The following is a 16,684-nucleotide window of genomic DNA, read 5'->3' as shown; positions in this document are numbered from 1 at the left end:
TGGCAATCCGAAAAATCACGAAAAAAAGTAAAATAGAGGCACTTTTTTTTGTGATATAGAAGCGGGCTGGTCAGCACGCGGTATTTTACAATCAGTGACATACATGGTATCATAACAGATAAAGTGATTTTTATATAGAACGGAAATGAGGGTAACATACATGAAGAGACTGGCGGTGGGAATCCTGGCGCACGTAGATGCGGGGAAGACAACATTATCAGAGGCGATGCTCTATGCGGGCGGCATGATCCGCCATCTGGGGCGGGTGGACAAGGGCGATGCGTTCCTGGACACATATGAATTGGAGAAAAAGCGCGGAATCACGATTTTTTCCAAGCAGGCGCGGCTTGCATGGGATGATATGGATGTGACGCTCTTGGACACGCCGGGACATGTGGATTTTTCAGCGGAAATGGAGCGGGTGCTTCAGGTGCTGGACTATGCGGTGCTGGTCATCAGCGGTTCAGACGGCGTGCAGGGGCATACAAGGACGCTGTGGCGGCTGCTGGCGCGCTACCAGATTCCGGCGTTCCTTTTTATCAATAAAATGGATCTGGCGCTGGGACGGGAACAGGAGATCCTGCGCGACCTAAAAGAGTCGCTGGGCGGCAACTTCGTTGATTTTGGTGCGGACGGGACGGAAAGTTTCTATGAAGAGGCAGCAGTCAGCGGCGAAGCGGAATTGGAGGAATTTCTGGAGACGGGACAGGTGTCTAAAGATGCGATCCGCAGCCGGATTGCCAGCCGGGATCTGTTTCCGTGTTATTTTGGTTCGGCGCTTAAAAATACGGGTGTGGAAGAATTTATGCGCGGTTTGGAAGAGTATATGCTGGAACCAGTGTATCCGGACGAATTTGGGGCGAAAATATTTAAAATTGTGCGCGACAACCAGGGCGAACGCCTGACTTATATGAAGATCACGGGCGGCGTGCTGCATGTCAAAGACCGGATCGGCGAGGAAAAGGTAAATCAGCTCCGCCTGTATTCAGGCGATAAGTATGAGGCGGTGAGCGAGGCACCGGCGGGCATGATCTGTGCGGCAACGGGACTTTTGCACACGAAACCGGGCGAGGGGCTTGGAAGCTGTGAGATGGGAGCAGAACCAGTGCTGGAGCCGGTTCTTACCTACCGGGTGGAACTTCCGTATGATGTAGATGCGGCGGCTATGCTTCCGAAGCTTCTGCAGCTGGAGGAGGAAGAGCCGGAGCTGCATATCGTGTGGGAAGAGGAGAAAAAGGAGATCCACGCCCAGATCATGGGCGAGATCCAGATGGAGATCTTAAAAAGCCTGATTGCGGAGCGGTTTGGAGTCGAGGTGCGCTTTGGCGGACGCAGTATTGTATACAAAGAGACTATCACCGATACGGTGGAGGGCGTCGGTCATTTTGAGCCGCTGCGCCATTATGCGGAGGTACATCTGCTTCTGGAACCGGGAGAGCCGGGCAGCGGGCTGGTGTTTGATACCGATTGCAGCGAAGATATTTTAAGTAAAAACTGGCAGCGGCTGGTGCTGACGCATCTGGAAGAAAAGGTACACCGGGGCGTTCTGATCGGGGCGCCGATCACGGATATGAAAATTACGCTGAAATCGGGACGTGCCCATGTGAAACATACAGAAGGCGGCGATTTCCGACAGTCCGTGTATCGGGCGGTTCGTCAGGGGTTGATGCAGGCGCATTCGGTGTTGTTGGAACCGTTTTATGCTTTTCATTTGACGATACCGGACAAGATGGTAGGACGTGCGATGACCGATCTGGAGCGTCGGTTTGCCGTTTTTGAGGGACCGGTGCTGGAGGACGGGGAGGCAATATTAACCGGACGTGCCCCGGTATCGGCGCTCGATGGATATCAGACGGAGGTGACGGCGTACACGGGCGGATTGGGACAGATGATCTGCACGCTCGATGGCTACGGACCATGCCACAATGAAGAAGAAATCATTGCGGCAGCCGGGTATGATGCGGATGCGGATTTGGCAAACCCGAGCGGATCTGTTTTCTGTACGCACGGAGCGGGATTTGTCGTCAACTGGGATGAGGTCAAAGATTACATGCATCTGGAAAGCTGCCTGGGCGATTCCAATGGAAAACGGCGGATGGATGCGATCTCTGAGCTGGGTGCGCGCTCCTCGGATGGACAGGGCGGCGGCGCTTCGGAAGAAATGTGGATCGGAACGGACGAGGTCGATGCGATTCTCGCTCGCACCTACCATGCAAATAAAAAGGAAGACGGCGGAAAACGCCGGTGGGGCGGAAAGAGCAAACGCCCGGCGGAAACCTATGGTGCCGGAGTGTACGGAGAGACGGCGCGGAGGCAGGAAGCGGTGAGACAGAAGAGCGATTCGAAAGTCGGGACAGCTGAAACTTTGGCATCTGGAAGTGAAGGAAAATCGGGAAGTTCTGTGGCTGGAAATGCAGGAAAATTGGAACATGCAGGCAAAGCGCCGGAAAGTGGCGGAGCGGGCAGCAGAACCGGCGGCTCCAAAGGGAAAATGGCATCGGCGGTACGGGAATACTTGCTGGTAGATGGCTACAACATTATTTTCTCCTGGGATGAGTTAAATGAGCTGGCGAAGATCAACATTGATAGCGCCCGTGGTAAGCTGCTGGATATTCTCTGCGATTATCAGGGAAGCCGCGGTATCGAGGTGATAGCGGTGTTCGACGCCTACCGGGTGCAGGGACACCGGACGGAGGTGACGGATTACCACAACATTCATGTAGTCTTTACGAAAGAGGCGGAGACAGCTGACCAGTACATCGAGAAATTTGCCCATGAAAATGGGCGGAAATATACGGTGATGGTAGCGACCTCCGACCGTCTGGAACAGATCATCATCCGTGGGCAGGGCTGCGGGCTGTATTCGGCGCGGGATTTTGAGGAAGAGGTAGACCGTGTGAAGAATCAGACACGTGAGCATACCAACCGACCGCATAGCGGACATAAAAATTATCTGCTGGATTCGGTGCCGGAGGAGGTGCTGCGGCAGGTGAAGAAGGACGAGTAATGTATAAAAAGCGGATTTTCGTATAGATTACTCGAAGGCATGAATCAGATCCTTCTGCATAAATTTCATCAGTTCTGCTGCCGCAGGCGACTGCATTTCCCGTACGGGGGCGGCGATGCCGATCTCAAAGGAGGGGGAAGCGTCGAGCGGCAGTGTCACAACCGGTCCATCCCATGAGCTGGAAGTAGTGAAGTTTTAATGACTAAGGATGAATGGTACAGGCAGTTATTTGAGCGACTGGATAATTCAAAGTTCCGAAGCAGTTTTTATCTGAAACAGAAAGATATTGATTACATACATGAAAAAGGGTTGGATACAATCCGGCAACATGTAAAGGAATTTATTGCAAAGAGAGAAGCTCCCGCATATATAGCGAATGATGGTAAACAAACACCGATGAAAGGTCACCCAGTATTTATTGCTCAGCACGCAACGGCAACATGTTGTAGGGAGTGCATACGAAAGTGGCATAAAATGCAGCCAGGCAAGGAATTGAGTCAGGTGCAGCAGGATTACCTTGTAGATGTAATTATGACATGGATTCAACGAGAAATGGAGAGGCAGGAACAAAAAATATGAGTTTGAAAAATGTATTGATCATTGTTGATAATATTGACGAATCAATTGATTTTTATGAAGAACTGTTTGGATTGCGTGTGATTACAAGGCTGGAAGGTAATGTAATAATGTCTGAGGGGCTTGTATTACAGGATGTAGATGTATGGTATGACAGTACAGAAATACCTACAACTCCACATAACAATATGACAGAACTTTATTTTGAAGATAATGATATAGAAGGTATTATTGAAAAACTGGAGTCTGGCAAGTATGTTGTAAGTTATGTTACGGAATTAATGGAACTTGAAGGTGGACAGAAGCTTGTAAGATTTTATGATCCATCAGGAAATCTTATAGAAGTACGAACACCAGTTAATCACAACTGATATGATGTGGATTTGAGGAAAAATATGCAGATATTTGTAGATGCAGATGCGTGTCCGGTAGTGGACATTGTTGAGACAATAGCAGGAAAATACAATATTTCCACCACATTGCTGTGTGATACGAATCATATTTTGTATTCTGATTACAGCGAGGTGATTGTAGTAGGTGCAGGAGCAGATGCTGTAGATTATAAGCTGATTAGTATTTGCCATAAAGGGGATGTAGTAGTATCTCAGGATTATGGTGTCGCTGCTATGGCTCTTGGAAAAGGTGCATATGCTATTCACCAATCAGGCAAGTGGTACACGAATGAGAACATAGATCAGATGCTTATGGAGCGACATCTTAACAAGAAGGCAAGGCGTAGCTCTCATAAGAATCATATGAAAGGACCGAGAAAGCGTACAGAAGAAGATAATGTACGCTTTGCACAGTCCTTTGAAAAACTTATACTGATGGCAAAGTCAAAAGAAGGTACTCAGAGTGGGACTATTTAAGAAAAAGATAGTTACAAAGACATATGATAAAGAAAATAAGAAACCAGTAATCAAAGCGAGCATATGTAATGGCGAGCAGGTTGCAGGCTTTAAGGACATACATACAGGTAAGATAGAAGAGATTATGCTGATTAAGAACCAGGCGGACCTTGATGCATTCAAGAAAATGTATGGAATAAATGGAGAGATAGAGAAGGAATACTGATATGAATATACAGATATTTGGAACAAAGAAATGCAATGATACTAAGAAGGCGGAGCGTTTTTTCAAGGAGCGGGGCATAAAGTATCAGTTCATTGATATGAAAGAAAAAGGTATGAGCAAAGGAGAATTTAATTCAGTAGCTCAGGCAAATGGTGGATTAGAAAATATGGTTAATAGGGGTGGCAAGGACAAGGATTTACTTGCTCTTATTAAGTATATCGCAGATGAAGATAAGCTCGACAAGGTGCTTGAGAATCCACAGGTAATTAAAACACCAGTAGTAAGAAACGGAAAGCAATCAACACTTGGTTATCAGCCGGATATCTGGAAAGGATGGAACTAAATGTACTTAATTAAGACTTTAATGGGAGACATAACAAAAGTAACAGAGGTGCAGGCAATCGTGAATGCAGCAAACAACTCTCTTCTTGGTGGAGGCGGTGTAGATGGTGCGATTCATAGAGCAGCAGGATCGGAGCTTCTGGCGGAGTGCAGGACACTTCACGGATGTGAGACTGGAGAAGCAAAGATAACAAAAGCCTATAATCTGCCATGTGATTATGTGATACATACTGTAGGACCGATATGGAATGGTGGAAGGAATAGAGAAGAGGAACTTCTTGCTAACTGCTATTTTAATTCCATGAAGCTGGCAATGGATAATGGAATCAGGTCTATTGCATTTCCTTCTATATCAACGGGAGTATATAGTTTTCCGGTTGAGTTGGCAGCAAAGATTGCAGTACATACAGTAAACGGGTTCTTGCAGGATAATCCGGACAGCTTTGATTTGGTGGAATGGGTGCTGTTTGATACTCATACTGAATCAGTATATGAAGCAGAAGTTGATAAGTTATATGACAAATAAAATGACAAAAGGGAACTTTTATGTACGCTGAAAAAACAAATTATGATGATATTGAAATGTCGAGCAGGTTACGGAATATTCTCAGAAGAAATGGATTTGAGTCATTGCTGTGTTAGAGGTGATTGGAGTAAATGTTTCTGACGATGTTAAAAATTATGTAATGGATGAGCACTTAGATTGGATAAAGTTAGAAAAGCATCTTGATGAAGATTGTGTACTTCCTATGAATGTTTTTCGACAGATGATTGAGAAACTTCAAAATCAAGAGCAAAATTCTTAGTAGTAACTCTTTCCGTTTTACTACCAATTTTACTACTAACAGGTAGTAACAACATGCTCAGTTCTGATCTGATTTGCCACAATCCGTAATTTCAGAGCGTTTAACAAAATCCCCTAAAACCCTTGCAAATCAAGGCGTTTTAGGGAAAAAAGGAGTAAATCAAAACTATGATAAAAGTATTATTCATCTGTCACGGCACTCCAGTTTTATGATAATGCATACCTTCGCAGACTGGGGCAACATGGGGCAGAATATGGTGGAAAGACTTGGAATTACTACGGTTTCGACTACTAAGGCTCATGGGCGGAATCGAGATAAATGCAAACGTGTTGGGAGAAATCCTTAGTAGTAATGGACTACTAAGCGATGGCACATATACAAAACTTTGAACATAAAAAGCCACAATCGTTGGTAGGGAGACTATCAGCATTGTGGTTCTTTTTATGCTTTCGCTTGTGACTTATAATCCGTTGTCTTAAAAACACACAAAAAATATAATATTATATGGAGGTATTTTTTGATATGCAAAAAAAATTTGGAATTGCCTTGAAAAAATTGAGAGAAGAAACAGGACTTAGCCAAGAAAAATTTGCGTTATCCATTGGTATGGATAGAACATATTATGCTTCTGTTGAAGCTGGGAAAAGAAATATATCTCTTCAGAATATTTGTAAGATAGCAGAGGGATTTGGAATGTCAGTTTCAGCTCTTTTTGTCGTGGTAGAGGAACAATAAGTATTGAGGGAGAAATTAAAGATGGATGTCAGAGAATTTGAAAATATAATGAAGTCAGATATTGAAGAGGTGTTTACTAATATTTTAGCTGAACATAATTATTTATTTCCTATAAGTGCACGATCGAGAAGTGGAGCAGAAATAAGTGATTATTTAGAGGACAGCTTTGTTGAATATCTAAATAATCATCCTCATATTAGGATATATAATCCCAAAGGTGCTCCTAAGGGGGCAACTAAAAATCCATATGACTTTTGCTTTAATTATAAGTGTGAAGAGTACAACTATGACGATTTGATTTGGGGAGATATTAAAGCAACAAAATTTTCATATGCGGATAGTAATCCGGATTTAGGAACTCCAGAAAAAATAATTAAGTTTATTATGGATGGACATTTTTATTTAATGTTTGTTTTTTTGGAATATGACGCGACTGAAGATAATCAGACAAAGTTCAGACCGTTTGATGATGGTAGATATGTTCATTGTCAATTTTTAAAGGATATTAATCACACTGTAAGGATAAATCCGAAACCACAGTTCCAAGTAAATATTAATGAGCCAGAAGAGTATAGAACTAGAGAAGAGTTTCTTGAACTATTTTATGTTAAATACCAAGAGTCTATAGATCGTATTATTGAAAAACAGACAAAGAAAAAAGCTGAATTGGATAGCAGATTTGATGATTTGGGAAAAAGATTACTCATATATGCAAAGAAAATTACTGAAGGAAAACAATAAAAGGAGATAATAAATATGCAGGTTGTTGAATTTGAAACGAAGATGAAAGACGATATAGAGCATATTTTTAATTCATTTTTATCAGAACATAATTATACGTTGCCCATTAGTGCCCACGCAAGAGCAGGAGCAGAGGTAAGCGACTATTTGGAGGATTGGTTTGTTGGATATGTGTTGGAACATCCACATGATAGAATATATAATCCTCAGGGTGCTCCAAAGGAGAATACGAAAAATTCGTTTGATTTTTGCTTTAACTATAAGAATGAAGAATATCATGATTTTGATGATCTAGTTTGGGGTGATATAAAAGCAATAAAAAGTACTGGTGCAGGAAGCAATCCAGATTTGGGAACTCCTAAAAAGGTGATTGATTTTATTAAGGATGGTCATTTTTACATACTATATGTTTTGGTGAAGTATAAGCCAACTAAAGATGGATATATCCAATTAATTAAATTTGATGACGAAAAATATGTGCATTGTGTTTTCTTGAAAGATATGGGGAAATTTAGAATTAATCCTAAACCCCAATTTCAAGCAAATATTACTGAGCAGGAAGAATATAGAACCAGAGAAGAGTTTGTCAAGTTGTTTTATAAAAAATATATGGAATCTGTGAAGCGTAATTTAGAAAAACAGAAGAAAAAACAAAAAGAATTGCCAGATATTTTTGCTTCTTTGGAAAATCAAATTAATGAATATTATACGCAGGATTAATGTAAAAAGAAAAGACTTCGTCTCTCATTGGGATGAAGCCTTTTCTTTTTAAGCATATAGATATGTTTTTATAAATTTTTGTTCATCAGTTGTTATATTGTAAATGGAATAAATATAATTGTTTAGAGTGTTATAATATGTTGAATTTTGACATTCCAATAGCTTTTCAACTAAATCAATTATTGGGTAATAATATTCATCTGATATACAAATACGTATTTCTTTTAAATCTGAGGTTTTTATCTGCGGAGTTTTACCTTTTTCTACACGTATTATTTTATTTATTCGACAGAAATATGTTATTAATTCGGAATTTAATATTCCACAAACATATTTAAGCATGTCGGTATCTTGCTTGGCGTTAGATTTGTTACTCAATACATAGATGCTATTGTTGGCGGCAAAAGGATCTTCAGTATAAGTTGCAATTATTTCTGTCGCACTTTGACGTATAAAAATCTTTGGTGACAAATAAGCATCTTTATCTCCGAGAGTTACTCTTTTTTTATTCTTTACACCAGCTAATTCTAATTCTTTTTTGAACTCTTCAGAAATGGCTAGTTGAAGCTCATAATCATATTTGATATGGCATGTTGGTGTTAATTCCCCAAATTTACATTTTAATCCTTTAGAACCTTCGATATATGGGAATACCAAATGCTTTTTTTCGATAAGTGGATTAACAACAAATTCCTCTGTTTTACCAGTAAGTGCACAACATGTTCGTAGAGCCTTTCCAGGGTAATAGGTATCCAGACGAGGATACTTCATTACTTTATCGTTGATATCTTTTGCTTGATGAACTAAAGGAATGAAAATTTTATACTTGTTTTTTGAATCGTCCCAAATGGCTTGATTGATTTGGCAAGAAATATTATTTTCAATATCTTTAAATATTACTGAATCATTGGATTCTTTACGGTTACTTATATTTATTATGATTTGACCACTAGCAACATCTTCAAATGCCTGTAGGCCTTTCGTGATGCTATTTATATAATAATTTTCAATGATGTATTTTCTTAAATCTATATAAGCCGTTTCAAAAAATGCTATATCCAGTATAAATATAAGCTGTCCATTTGGTTCAAGTTGTTTTAAGCCATTTTCGACAAAGAACATGGATATATTAAACTTATTATTTCCATTTCTATTTTGTACGAAATCAAATGTATTGAAGTATGCTCTTTTTTCTTCTGTCATATTTCGACTTCTTTTTCCGTACATCGTAATAAATGGGGGGTTGCCGATTACTAAAGAGAATTTTTTTGAAAAAACATCTCTTTGTGTAAAGTCGAATGATGTCAAGTTTAACTTATTTAATTTAAAAAATGGGTTGGTATTAAGTGCATCTGCAATCAGAGGCAATAAAGTTGTAAGTAGGTTTATTTCAGTGATTTGTAGCGCGAGCAAGTCATTATCATTCCCATACAGATTCTTTTGTATATATGTCAATATTTCTTCACTTGTATTTCCCTCTTTTTTCATAATTGCAATAATTCTGTTTGCTATATGTACCATAAACAAACCAGAACCGCACGAAGGTTCTAAAATCAATCCTTTGAACAGTTCAGAGTCTGAAATCATTTGAGTTATAAGTGAATCATCTCTAGTATAGAATTGTCCTAAATCTTTGCGCAAGTTTTTAGGAAGCGTACTCTCATATAATTTACCTAATGCATCAAAAAGATTATCTGAAGAATCGATATGTAGATTATTTGATTTTTGGAATGTTGTTTCAAATGAAAGAGGGTATACATTACTGATTGTGATTGAATTTTGTCCTGTCAATTTTTGTAATTGTATATTTATCAATTGTATAGAGTTGAGTACAAAGTTTTGAATCTGTTCTGTATAATCTGTTGTCAAAACAAAAACTCCTTTTTATATCTATAGTTATCCCAAGGGGGAGTATTATCTCTGTGTCTTTTTATCATAAAGACCGATGCCCACTCAAACACGTTTTTTCGCGAAATTGCATAGGGGGAATCCCAGTGTCTTTTAACATATTTAATATAATATCATAGCACATAATTGCATATAACTGGCTAATATTAGATACAATGTTTTATTTGTCTTTTCGCCAAATCATATAAATTAATGTGCTTTTTTCTTGCTTTTTTGAGTCTTTTCAATAGCTTTTCGCTCACGATAGGCTTTTTGCTTTCGGGCATTCCGAGCCTTCTGGCATTCTTCAGCATCACAAAACTCCTGTCGGTTGCTCTTGCGTATTATGAATTTACCACAGTTCCGACAACGAATCATAATGCCTTCTGGACGATTATCTGATTTCCCTTTATCTTCTGGTGCAGGATCCTCGGAAAGCATTCTTGCAAGTGTCAACCATGCAATATCAAATACAGAATTAATATCGGTAGAAAATTCTAATCGGTTAGTGCGGGGATCTACCTTTAATTTTATGGTAAATTCCGGAATGATGTCAATAAGCGCATTCCGCAATTCATCGTAATCGTCATATGGTGTAGTAGCAAATTCTCCGGTTGGAGGTTTTTCTGCCGGATGATTTTTAATGTACTCATTATCAATTCGCATTTCTTCTATGAGATTTCCTTTTGCCTCCCCATAATCTAAGTCATCCGGTATTGCAACGATAGGATGCTTATATTTATCAAAGAAAGAGTAGCCCTCAAAGTATTTTCCTTCTTTGGATAAATCATATGCAGCTTCGTCATCGGCAATACAGACACCTTCGAGAGCAACATAAAACATGACTGCATTATATAATTTCCCGAGGTCATCTAAGAAGTTGTTAATCTCGAATGTTCCGTCTTTTTCTACCATTTCTGCATCGAAGCTATTTATATCAAGCGATTCATTCAATTCAGAATAAATGAAATCAATATTATATGGATGCATATTATTTGTACACCATTCCATGATAAGCTGTGTATATGGAATTTTATTATCAAAGCTGTTTATCTGCATTGCCAGATTGCAAAGGCTGGTAAGCAGTCCCTGTCCGGAAAGAAAATCTTCTTTAGGAAAGATGGGTTCATATCCGGGGCGGCAAAATGGTGTTGCACAATAATCATCGCTTTTATCAATATCAAGTTCATATTTCTTGAATCGGAAAGGGTGGTAAATCAGTTGCCCGATACCACCGATTTCTTTAAATCCTAATATATCTGTTGTTTTATCTGCTTCTGATGGAATCGTTTCATCATTCCAGTTTAATGGCATATCATACCTCATTCCAATCGTTAATTCGTAACCGTTAGCGTTACCGTCAGTTTTTTGACTTCGGTTACATTATAGCTTAAAATATTCATGAAAACAATAAAAAGTTACACAAAATGCTGTAACGGATTTGTACCTTGACAATTTCATCCCGTTCTCAATGAACAAGCCTTTGTTACTGCGGGGACTGGTAGCCGCCATGAGCGGTAGCAGAGAAACAATTATTGAAGAGACGGACATAACCAACTCTACGGAAGGAGCAACATCTTATGGAGAAAACAACTATGAGTGTACAGGAATTATCTGCACAGATGGGAATCAGCCTGCCAAAGGCATATGAACTGGTAAAGACACCGGGATTTCCGACAATACGAATCGGAGCAAGAATTCTGATTCCGATTGAAGCCTATAAAGAATGGCTTGTAAGAACATCTATTAATCATTAAACAGGATTGCAGAAAAGGAGGAGGTGAACAGGATGGGAGATATGACAGTGGATGAATTAAAGGATAAAAAGCTGTGGTTTTTATGGTCAGCAAAATCCGGCAGGAATGGGAAAGTTACCAAAGTTCCATTCGCAGCAAACGGAGGAGCTACAGGAACAGATGATGCACATAAGGGTACATGGGTATCTTTTGATGATGCAGAATCAGCCAGAAATCAGTTTCAGGCATCGGGGCTTGGCTTGAAGATTCCGAAAGGCTTCTTCTTATTAGATATAGACCATAAGGTTATTTCAGATCCATTTGCACAGCTTATGTTATCTCGGTTTTCTTCCTATGCAGAAGTATCTCCAAGTGGCAAAGGGATTCATATTATTGGTCAGTGTGATATTACAAAACTTCCGGTACATTTTGATGACAGAAGGAAGAAACTTGTGCTGGACAGTGAATATTATCAGAAACGTTCTGATATTGGATTGGAACTTTATATCGGTGATATTACAAACCGATATGGCACTTTTACAGGAAATACGATTAACAGTCTGCCAATAGCTGACTGTACACAGGCGGTTCTTACCACCTTGGATAAGGAAATGAGAAAAAAGCCGAAAGCGAAGTACAGTGCAAAGCGTGATGGAGATAGGGCAGTATTTGATATTGTCTGTGATCTTCGTAAGCAGAAGAACGGAGATAAGTTCATCCGGCTTTATGATAAAGGTGATTTCAGTGAATATGGTTCCCAGTCTGAGGCGGATGCTGCCCTTTGTGCTTTGATAGCATTTAGGACAGGAGCAGACCCGGATGCGATTGATGAAGTGTTTCGCAGCTCTGCTTTATATCGAAGCAAATGGGAAAGGAACGATTACAGGGAAAATACAATCAATGCAGGAATTTCAGCCTGTAATGGTGTATTTCACAGGTCGAAAATGGAACATCCTGATTTCATAAAGTTTAATGAACAGACAGGAGAACCATATGTGAGTGTACCGCTTCTTGCAAAATATGTAAGAGAACATCTGCAATATATTTTAGTCCGTGACAATGGTAAACAGGGACTTTTGAAATATGTATATGAAGGTGGATGTTACAGGCTTTATGCAGATAATATGCTGCTTGGAATCATAAAGAAGTATATTGCTGATTATGATGAGGAACTTGTGAAGATGAGTAAGGTCAATGAGGTGCTTTTGCATATTACCACAGATCTTACATATGTAAGTCAGGATGCATTGAATGCAGATGAGGATATCATCAATTTCCAGAATGGAATTTTGAAGATTACTGCAACTGATACAGAACTGATACCACATTCAGCAGATATACTTTCCACTATACAACTTCCTTGTGAATGGTCGGATGAGTATATTGATACACCTGTATTTGATTCTTATATGGACACGCTTACCAACGGAGATGAGATGGTAAAGCAGCTGTTGATGGAATTTATTGGTGTCTGTATTTCCAATGTGAAAGGCTGGCGAATGAAAAAAGCATTATTTCTTGTAGGGCAGGGAGATACAGGAAAGTCACAGCTTAAAAGTCTTGTGGAGCGTCTGCTTGGCAGGGGCAACTTTATAGGCATTGATCTGAAAGAAATTGAATCCCGGTTTGGAACAGGGGCAGTGTATGGAACAAGGCTTGCAGGAAGTTCGGATATGAGTTTTTTGTCTGTGGATGAACTGAAAACATTCAAGAAAATGACAGGCGGGGACAGCCTTTTTGCAGAATTTAAAGGACAGCAGGCATTTGAATTTACATTTAATGGATTGCTGTGGTTCTGCATGAACCGGCTGCCGAAGTTCGGGGGAGATGACGGCAAATGGGTATATGACCGCATTATGGTGGTGGATTGCCCGAATGTGATACCGAAAGAACAGCAGGACAAGCAGCTTTTAGAAAAAATGTATGCAGAGCGCAGAGGTATTGTGAAAAAAGCTGTGAAAGCGTTGCAGACTGTTATAGCAAATGGATATCGATTTACAGAGCCGGACAGCATTGCAGAGGCAAGAAGAGATTACCAAAGCGCAAACAGTACAGTGATTTCTTTTTATGAAGAATGTATGTGCCCTTGGGAGAATGGCAAAATTGTCAGACATTGTACCACAGGGAGAATATACAAGGTATATCAGGCATGGTGCAGGGAGAACAATCATGGTTATGCCAGAACTGCAAAAGAGTTCAGAGAACAGCTTGCAGGATATCTTGGTGGCACATTTGCAGATGTGACAACAAGACAGAAGGGTAATACCTATTATAAAGATTTCACGATAACAGAGGAAACTAAGGAACTTTATGCCAAGGAATACGGATATGAGGAAACAGAGTTCCTTGCCGGGTAGCAGAGGTAGCAGTACGGGTAGCAGTGATTTTAGGTACTGCTACCCGTGAAAAGTCAGTAAACACAAGGCTTTGAGTATATTGGTAGCAATGGGTAGCAGAGTTTTTAACTTCTTAGCTGAAAAATAAAAAGTTTAATGCAGAAATAAAACGGCATATAAAAAGAGTAATTGTGATTATAAAATCGTGAGAACTGCTACCTTCTGCTACCGAATAGCCGGAAACCCTTGGTAAACAAGGGATAAGCCGGGTAGCAGTTACAAGAATTGCTGCTACCTGTACTGCTACCTCGGAAGATAGAACTGCTACCCACAGATAAAAGGGGAGAGAAGAAGATGTCGAAACGAGACACAATGATCCGAGCATTATGTAAGAGCCTCGGAGTTGATTACAGAGTAACAACTATAGATCTTGAAAGAGTAATTTACAGAGATTTTGGAAATGGATTTAACGTAGAAATCAGTGGAATGCATACGTCCAGCATGAAGAAAAAGGCAACAATATATCTTTGGTATGGAGATACAATGACCGAATGCATCATCGTAAAAACTGTCAGAGATATTCCAAGAGAGCTGATTGGCGAGAATGTTGAAGAACTGATGAAATATAGTAATTTGCTGATTGCACAAGGCTATGACAGCTACGATAAGTTATTTCGCTTAAAGTATGGAAAAACAATAAATTACGCAGGAGGAGTGAAGAACATGACACACAGAATATTTTATGGAACAGACTTTAAGTTGACAGATTCTGATAAGAAGATGTTTTCAAGAGAGGGGTATGAATGCAAGGATTTATTGCAGGGAAGGGCAGGATTGCCTGTGGTGGTATCTCAGAAGCAGGACAAGGATTTTCCAATATGGAAAGTGCAGTATGGATTTTCGTGTCTGGTGTTCCCTACTTATGAAGATGCAATGGATTTCTGCAGAGACAGATTTACAAGATTAGATGGAAAGGCGGTGTAGTGGATGCAGATGATAAGATACCATCCTCTGATTGATGGAGATACAGATGGACTGGAAAAGGTACCGATGTTTTTATCAATAGACAAGGAAACAGTACGGCAGAACAGTAGAATGTACCTGTCGGAGATTATTTCCAATTATTACAGGCTTTATTCAAAAGAGCCGATGAGCCAGAATGCTACTGACAGCATAGAAATTCACTGTCCTCTGTGCGGTGCGGTATTAAGGCAGATGGCTCAAAACCATGATGCAAATAAACTTGGTCTGTACACCTGTGACAGGTGCAGACGATAGAAAGAAGGAGGATTTTACTATGGTATTTCCATTAACAAAACTGAATAAGGAAGGGACATTGCTGAATGCGTCCCATTCTTATTATACTGAAGAATATGCACAGAGAATGTGCAGCTTGTATTTGACGGATGAACTGAGCCGGGATGAGACAGGAAAGATAAAGAGAACGTACAGACTTCATGCGAGCAATGATCATACAGAGGAAATGGCATTTGCGTATGAAATTCATTGCCCGAAGTGTGGCAATCATCTGAAACAGATTGGGAGACAGCTGACATTAAATACACTTGGACTTTATAAATGCCCTGTGTGCGACAGAAATTAAGGAGGAGAAGAACATGATTAGTAATACACAGATTACGGCGCAGCCGGAATATGATATTCAGTTCTGGAATGCGATGAGAAACAAAGAGGCGAGAGAGGATATTCTTGCAAAGGGCAGGGATATTAGCACAGGAACTTACAGTATGCCGACTGTTGCAGCCGGAAAGGTCATGAATGAAATTGAAAAGGAATCTGATTTCAGAAAGATAGCGACAGTTATTCGTGCATACAAAAATGGCTACAAAATCTTTGCAAAGGACTGCAAGGATAAGGCGGAATTTGTAGCAGAGGGAGCTGCAATCCCGGTATATGAAAGTGCCGGAGATTTCGATGAAAAAACGATTGAAAGCTATAAGCTGGCATCTATCGTTACTTTGGATGAGGATTTTGTAAATGACGTAGGATTTGATATTGAAAAGTATCTGACACAAAAGCTTGGGAAGTCATTTGGAAAAGCAGAGGATAACGCATTTATTAATGGAACCGGAGCAGATGAGCCTACAGGTATACTTCATCATACAGATGGAGCCAAAACAGCACTGACAGTAGAAACGCTGACTTATGATGATGTGATTTCTTTATATTTTAGTGTTGATAAGGGATACAGAAAAAATGGCATCTGGCTTATGAATGATAAGACAGCACTTGCACTCAGAAAGCTGAAGGATAACGATGGCAATTATTTGTGGAATCAGGCAAATGATACAATTCTTGGCAAACAGGTTATTATTTCGGAATATATGCCGGATATCGAAACAGGTACTAAGCCGATTGCATTTGGTGACTTTTCTTATTACTGGATTGTGGGAAGAAAGCCTGTGACGGTAAGAACATTGTTGGAAAAATTTGTACTGTATGATCAGATTGGATATCTTGCATTTGAGTTCCTTGACGGAAAACTTGTAAGAAATGAAGCAATCAAGGTTATCCAGATGGCAGATGCAGGGAAATAATCATAGAATTGTTTGATTTTATTTCTATCATCTTGAATGGGATATATGCCCCTTGTATGGTATTTAGCTGTATTGGGGGTTAATACCCCGTTTAAATTCGCAGTTTTTGTGCGTGAAGGGGCGGCACCGTTGCTCGGCATAAAAGGTGACAGAGATTTAGACCGCCCCT

Annotated in this window: 20 protein-coding genes; 17 read left to right on the top strand and 3 right to left on the bottom strand. The window is 40.1% G+C overall.

Annotated features, from left to right (window positions below; genetic code table 11):
- Positions 1–160 precede the first annotated feature (160 nt).
- Positions 161–3,007 carry a TetM/TetW/TetO/TetS family tetracycline resistance ribosomal protection protein gene (locus DXC57_RS08785; RefSeq protein WP_243101390.1) on the top strand — a complete coding sequence of 949 codons (2,847 nt, stop codon included), beginning with the start codon at positions 161–163 and terminating at the stop codon, positions 3,005–3,007.
- A 27-nt stretch (positions 3,008–3,034) separates the two neighbouring features.
- Here the strand turns inward: DXC57_RS08785 and DXC57_RS15840 are convergent, their stop codons facing one another.
- A complete protein-coding gene (locus tag DXC57_RS15840; protein ID WP_279221096.1) occupies positions 3,035–3,166 on the bottom strand; it encodes a hypothetical protein in 132 nt (43 codons plus the stop codon).
- A gap of 39 nt (positions 3,167–3,205) precedes the next feature.
- Here DXC57_RS15840 and DXC57_RS08775 point away from each other — a divergent pair, with 39 nt between their 5' ends.
- From DXC57_RS08775 to DXC57_RS08730, 10 genes are all read left to right on the top strand, one after another.
- Complete coding sequence (locus DXC57_RS08775) at positions 3,206–3,586, top strand: DUF4186 domain-containing protein (protein WP_118652123.1); 381 nt, start codon at positions 3,206–3,208, stop codon at positions 3,584–3,586.
- Positions 3,544–3,954 (top strand): VOC family protein, encoded by a 411-nt coding sequence (locus DXC57_RS08770; protein WP_337376326.1) that lies wholly within the window; start codon positions 3,544–3,546, stop codon positions 3,952–3,954. Before DXC57_RS08775 ends, DXC57_RS08770 begins: the two co-directional genes overlap by 43 nt.
- 24 nt (positions 3,955–3,978) lie before the next feature.
- Complete coding sequence (locus DXC57_RS08765; RefSeq protein WP_118652121.1) at positions 3,979–4,452, top strand: YaiI/YqxD family protein; 474 nt, start codon at positions 3,979–3,981, stop codon at positions 4,450–4,452.
- Complete coding sequence (locus tag DXC57_RS08760) at positions 4,439–4,657, top strand: aspartate dehydrogenase (protein WP_118492477.1); 219 nt, start codon at positions 4,439–4,441, stop codon at positions 4,655–4,657. Before DXC57_RS08765 ends, DXC57_RS08760 begins: the two co-directional genes overlap by 14 nt.
- A 1-nt stretch (position 4,658) precedes the next feature.
- Positions 4,659–5,000, top strand: coding sequence for an arsenate reductase family protein (locus DXC57_RS08755; RefSeq protein ID WP_118652119.1), 342 nt, complete (start codon positions 4,659–4,661; stop codon positions 4,998–5,000).
- Positions 5,001–5,525 (top strand): O-acetyl-ADP-ribose deacetylase, encoded by a 525-nt coding sequence (locus DXC57_RS08750; RefSeq protein ID WP_118652117.1) that lies wholly within the window; start codon positions 5,001–5,003, stop codon positions 5,523–5,525. It begins immediately after the preceding gene.
- A 109-nt stretch (positions 5,526–5,634) separates the two neighbouring features.
- A complete protein-coding gene (locus DXC57_RS15510) occupies positions 5,635–5,805 on the top strand; it encodes a hypothetical protein (RefSeq protein WP_182457250.1) in 171 nt (56 codons plus the stop codon).
- Positions 5,806–6,327: 522 nt separating this feature from the next.
- Positions 6,328–6,540, top strand: coding sequence for a helix-turn-helix transcriptional regulator (locus DXC57_RS08740; protein ID WP_118652113.1), 213 nt, complete (start codon positions 6,328–6,330; stop codon positions 6,538–6,540).
- Between the two features lie 21 nt (positions 6,541–6,561).
- Positions 6,562–7,281 carry a hypothetical protein gene (locus tag DXC57_RS08735; protein ID WP_118652111.1) on the top strand — a complete coding sequence of 240 codons (720 nt, stop codon included), beginning with the start codon at positions 6,562–6,564 and terminating at the stop codon, positions 7,279–7,281.
- A gap of 15 nt (positions 7,282–7,296) precedes the next feature.
- Positions 7,297–8,001 carry a hypothetical protein gene (locus DXC57_RS08730; RefSeq protein WP_118652109.1) on the top strand — a complete coding sequence of 235 codons (705 nt, stop codon included), beginning with the start codon at positions 7,297–7,299 and terminating at the stop codon, positions 7,999–8,001.
- A 48-nt stretch (positions 8,002–8,049) separates the two neighbouring features.
- Here DXC57_RS08730 and DXC57_RS08725 read toward each other — a convergent pair whose 3' ends face one another.
- Positions 8,050–9,870 (bottom strand): TaqI-like C-terminal specificity domain-containing protein, encoded by a 1,821-nt coding sequence (locus tag DXC57_RS08725; protein ID WP_118652107.1) that lies wholly within the window; start codon positions 9,868–9,870, stop codon positions 8,050–8,052.
- A 228-nt stretch (positions 9,871–10,098) separates the two neighbouring features.
- Entirely contained in the window at positions 10,099–11,202 is a 1,104-nt protein-coding gene (locus DXC57_RS08720; protein ID WP_118652105.1) for a hypothetical protein, read from the bottom strand.
- 266 nt (positions 11,203–11,468) lie between these two features.
- Here DXC57_RS08720 and DXC57_RS08715 point away from each other — a divergent pair, with 266 nt between their 5' ends.
- From DXC57_RS08715 to DXC57_RS08690, 6 genes are all read left to right on the top strand, one after another.
- A complete protein-coding gene (locus DXC57_RS08715) occupies positions 11,469–11,645 on the top strand; it encodes an excisionase family DNA-binding protein (RefSeq protein WP_072523206.1) in 177 nt (58 codons plus the stop codon).
- A 32-nt stretch (positions 11,646–11,677) separates the two neighbouring features.
- Entirely contained in the window at positions 11,678–13,981 is a 2,304-nt protein-coding gene (locus DXC57_RS08710) for a phage/plasmid primase, P4 family (protein WP_207665177.1), read from the top strand.
- A gap of 333 nt (positions 13,982–14,314) precedes the next feature.
- Positions 14,315–14,944, top strand: a complete 630-nt coding sequence (locus DXC57_RS08705; protein ID WP_118652103.1) for a hypothetical protein — start codon at positions 14,315–14,317, stop codon at positions 14,942–14,944.
- A 3-nt stretch (positions 14,945–14,947) separates the two neighbouring features.
- A complete protein-coding gene (locus tag DXC57_RS08700) occupies positions 14,948–15,238 on the top strand; it encodes a hypothetical protein (RefSeq protein ID WP_118652101.1) in 291 nt (96 codons plus the stop codon).
- A gap of 19 nt (positions 15,239–15,257) precedes the next feature.
- Positions 15,258–15,563, top strand: coding sequence for a hypothetical protein (locus DXC57_RS08695; RefSeq protein WP_117449270.1), 306 nt, complete (start codon positions 15,258–15,260; stop codon positions 15,561–15,563).
- A gap of 13 nt (positions 15,564–15,576) precedes the next feature.
- Positions 15,577–16,515 (top strand): phage major capsid protein, encoded by a 939-nt coding sequence (locus DXC57_RS08690; RefSeq protein WP_118652099.1) that lies wholly within the window; start codon positions 15,577–15,579, stop codon positions 16,513–16,515.
- Positions 16,516–16,684 lie beyond the last annotated feature (169 nt).

It is taken from the genome of Clostridium sp. TF06-15AC (assembly GCF_003481165.1).
Classification (GTDB): domain Bacteria; phylum Bacillota; class Clostridia; order Lachnospirales; family Lachnospiraceae; genus Otoolea; species Otoolea fessa.
The sequence above is the reverse complement of the archived record's forward strand: the minus strand, read 5'-3'. Positions and strand labels throughout refer to the sequence as shown.

Excerpts from the sequence above, each read along its gene's own strand:
- DXC57_RS08785 (WP_243101390.1), top strand. The coding sequence starts at position 161 with ATGAAGAGACTGGCGGTGGGAATCCTGGCGCACGTAGATGCGGGGAAG.
- DXC57_RS08775 (WP_118652123.1), top strand. The coding sequence starts at position 3,206 with ATGACTAAGGATGAATGGTACAGGCAGTTATTTGAGCGACTGGATAAT.
- DXC57_RS08770 (WP_337376326.1), top strand. The coding sequence starts at position 3,544 with ATGGATTCAACGAGAAATGGAGAGGCAGGAACAAAAAATATGAGTTTG.
- DXC57_RS08765 (WP_118652121.1), top strand. The coding sequence starts at position 3,979 with ATGCAGATATTTGTAGATGCAGATGCGTGTCCGGTAGTGGACATTGTT.
- DXC57_RS08755 (WP_118652119.1), top strand. The coding sequence starts at position 4,659 with ATGAATATACAGATATTTGGAACAAAGAAATGCAATGATACTAAGAAG.
- DXC57_RS08750 (WP_118652117.1), top strand. The coding sequence starts at position 5,001 with ATGTACTTAATTAAGACTTTAATGGGAGACATAACAAAAGTAACAGAG.
- DXC57_RS08740 (WP_118652113.1), top strand. The coding sequence starts at position 6,328 with ATGCAAAAAAAATTTGGAATTGCCTTGAAAAAATTGAGAGAAGAAACA.
- DXC57_RS08735 (WP_118652111.1), top strand. The coding sequence starts at position 6,562 with ATGGATGTCAGAGAATTTGAAAATATAATGAAGTCAGATATTGAAGAG.
- DXC57_RS08730 (WP_118652109.1), top strand. The coding sequence starts at position 7,297 with ATGCAGGTTGTTGAATTTGAAACGAAGATGAAAGACGATATAGAGCAT.
- DXC57_RS08720 (WP_118652105.1), bottom strand. The coding sequence starts at position 11,202 with ATGCCATTAAACTGGAATGATGAAACGATTCCATCAGAAGCAGATAAA.
- DXC57_RS08715 (WP_072523206.1), top strand. The coding sequence starts at position 11,469 with ATGGAGAAAACAACTATGAGTGTACAGGAATTATCTGCACAGATGGGA.
- DXC57_RS08710 (WP_207665177.1), top strand. The coding sequence starts at position 11,678 with ATGGGAGATATGACAGTGGATGAATTAAAGGATAAAAAGCTGTGGTTT.
- DXC57_RS08705 (WP_118652103.1), top strand. The coding sequence starts at position 14,315 with ATGTCGAAACGAGACACAATGATCCGAGCATTATGTAAGAGCCTCGGA.
- DXC57_RS08700 (WP_118652101.1), top strand. The coding sequence starts at position 14,948 with ATGCAGATGATAAGATACCATCCTCTGATTGATGGAGATACAGATGGA.
- DXC57_RS08695 (WP_117449270.1), top strand. The coding sequence starts at position 15,258 with ATGGTATTTCCATTAACAAAACTGAATAAGGAAGGGACATTGCTGAAT.
- DXC57_RS08690 (WP_118652099.1), top strand. The coding sequence starts at position 15,577 with ATGATTAGTAATACACAGATTACGGCGCAGCCGGAATATGATATTCAG.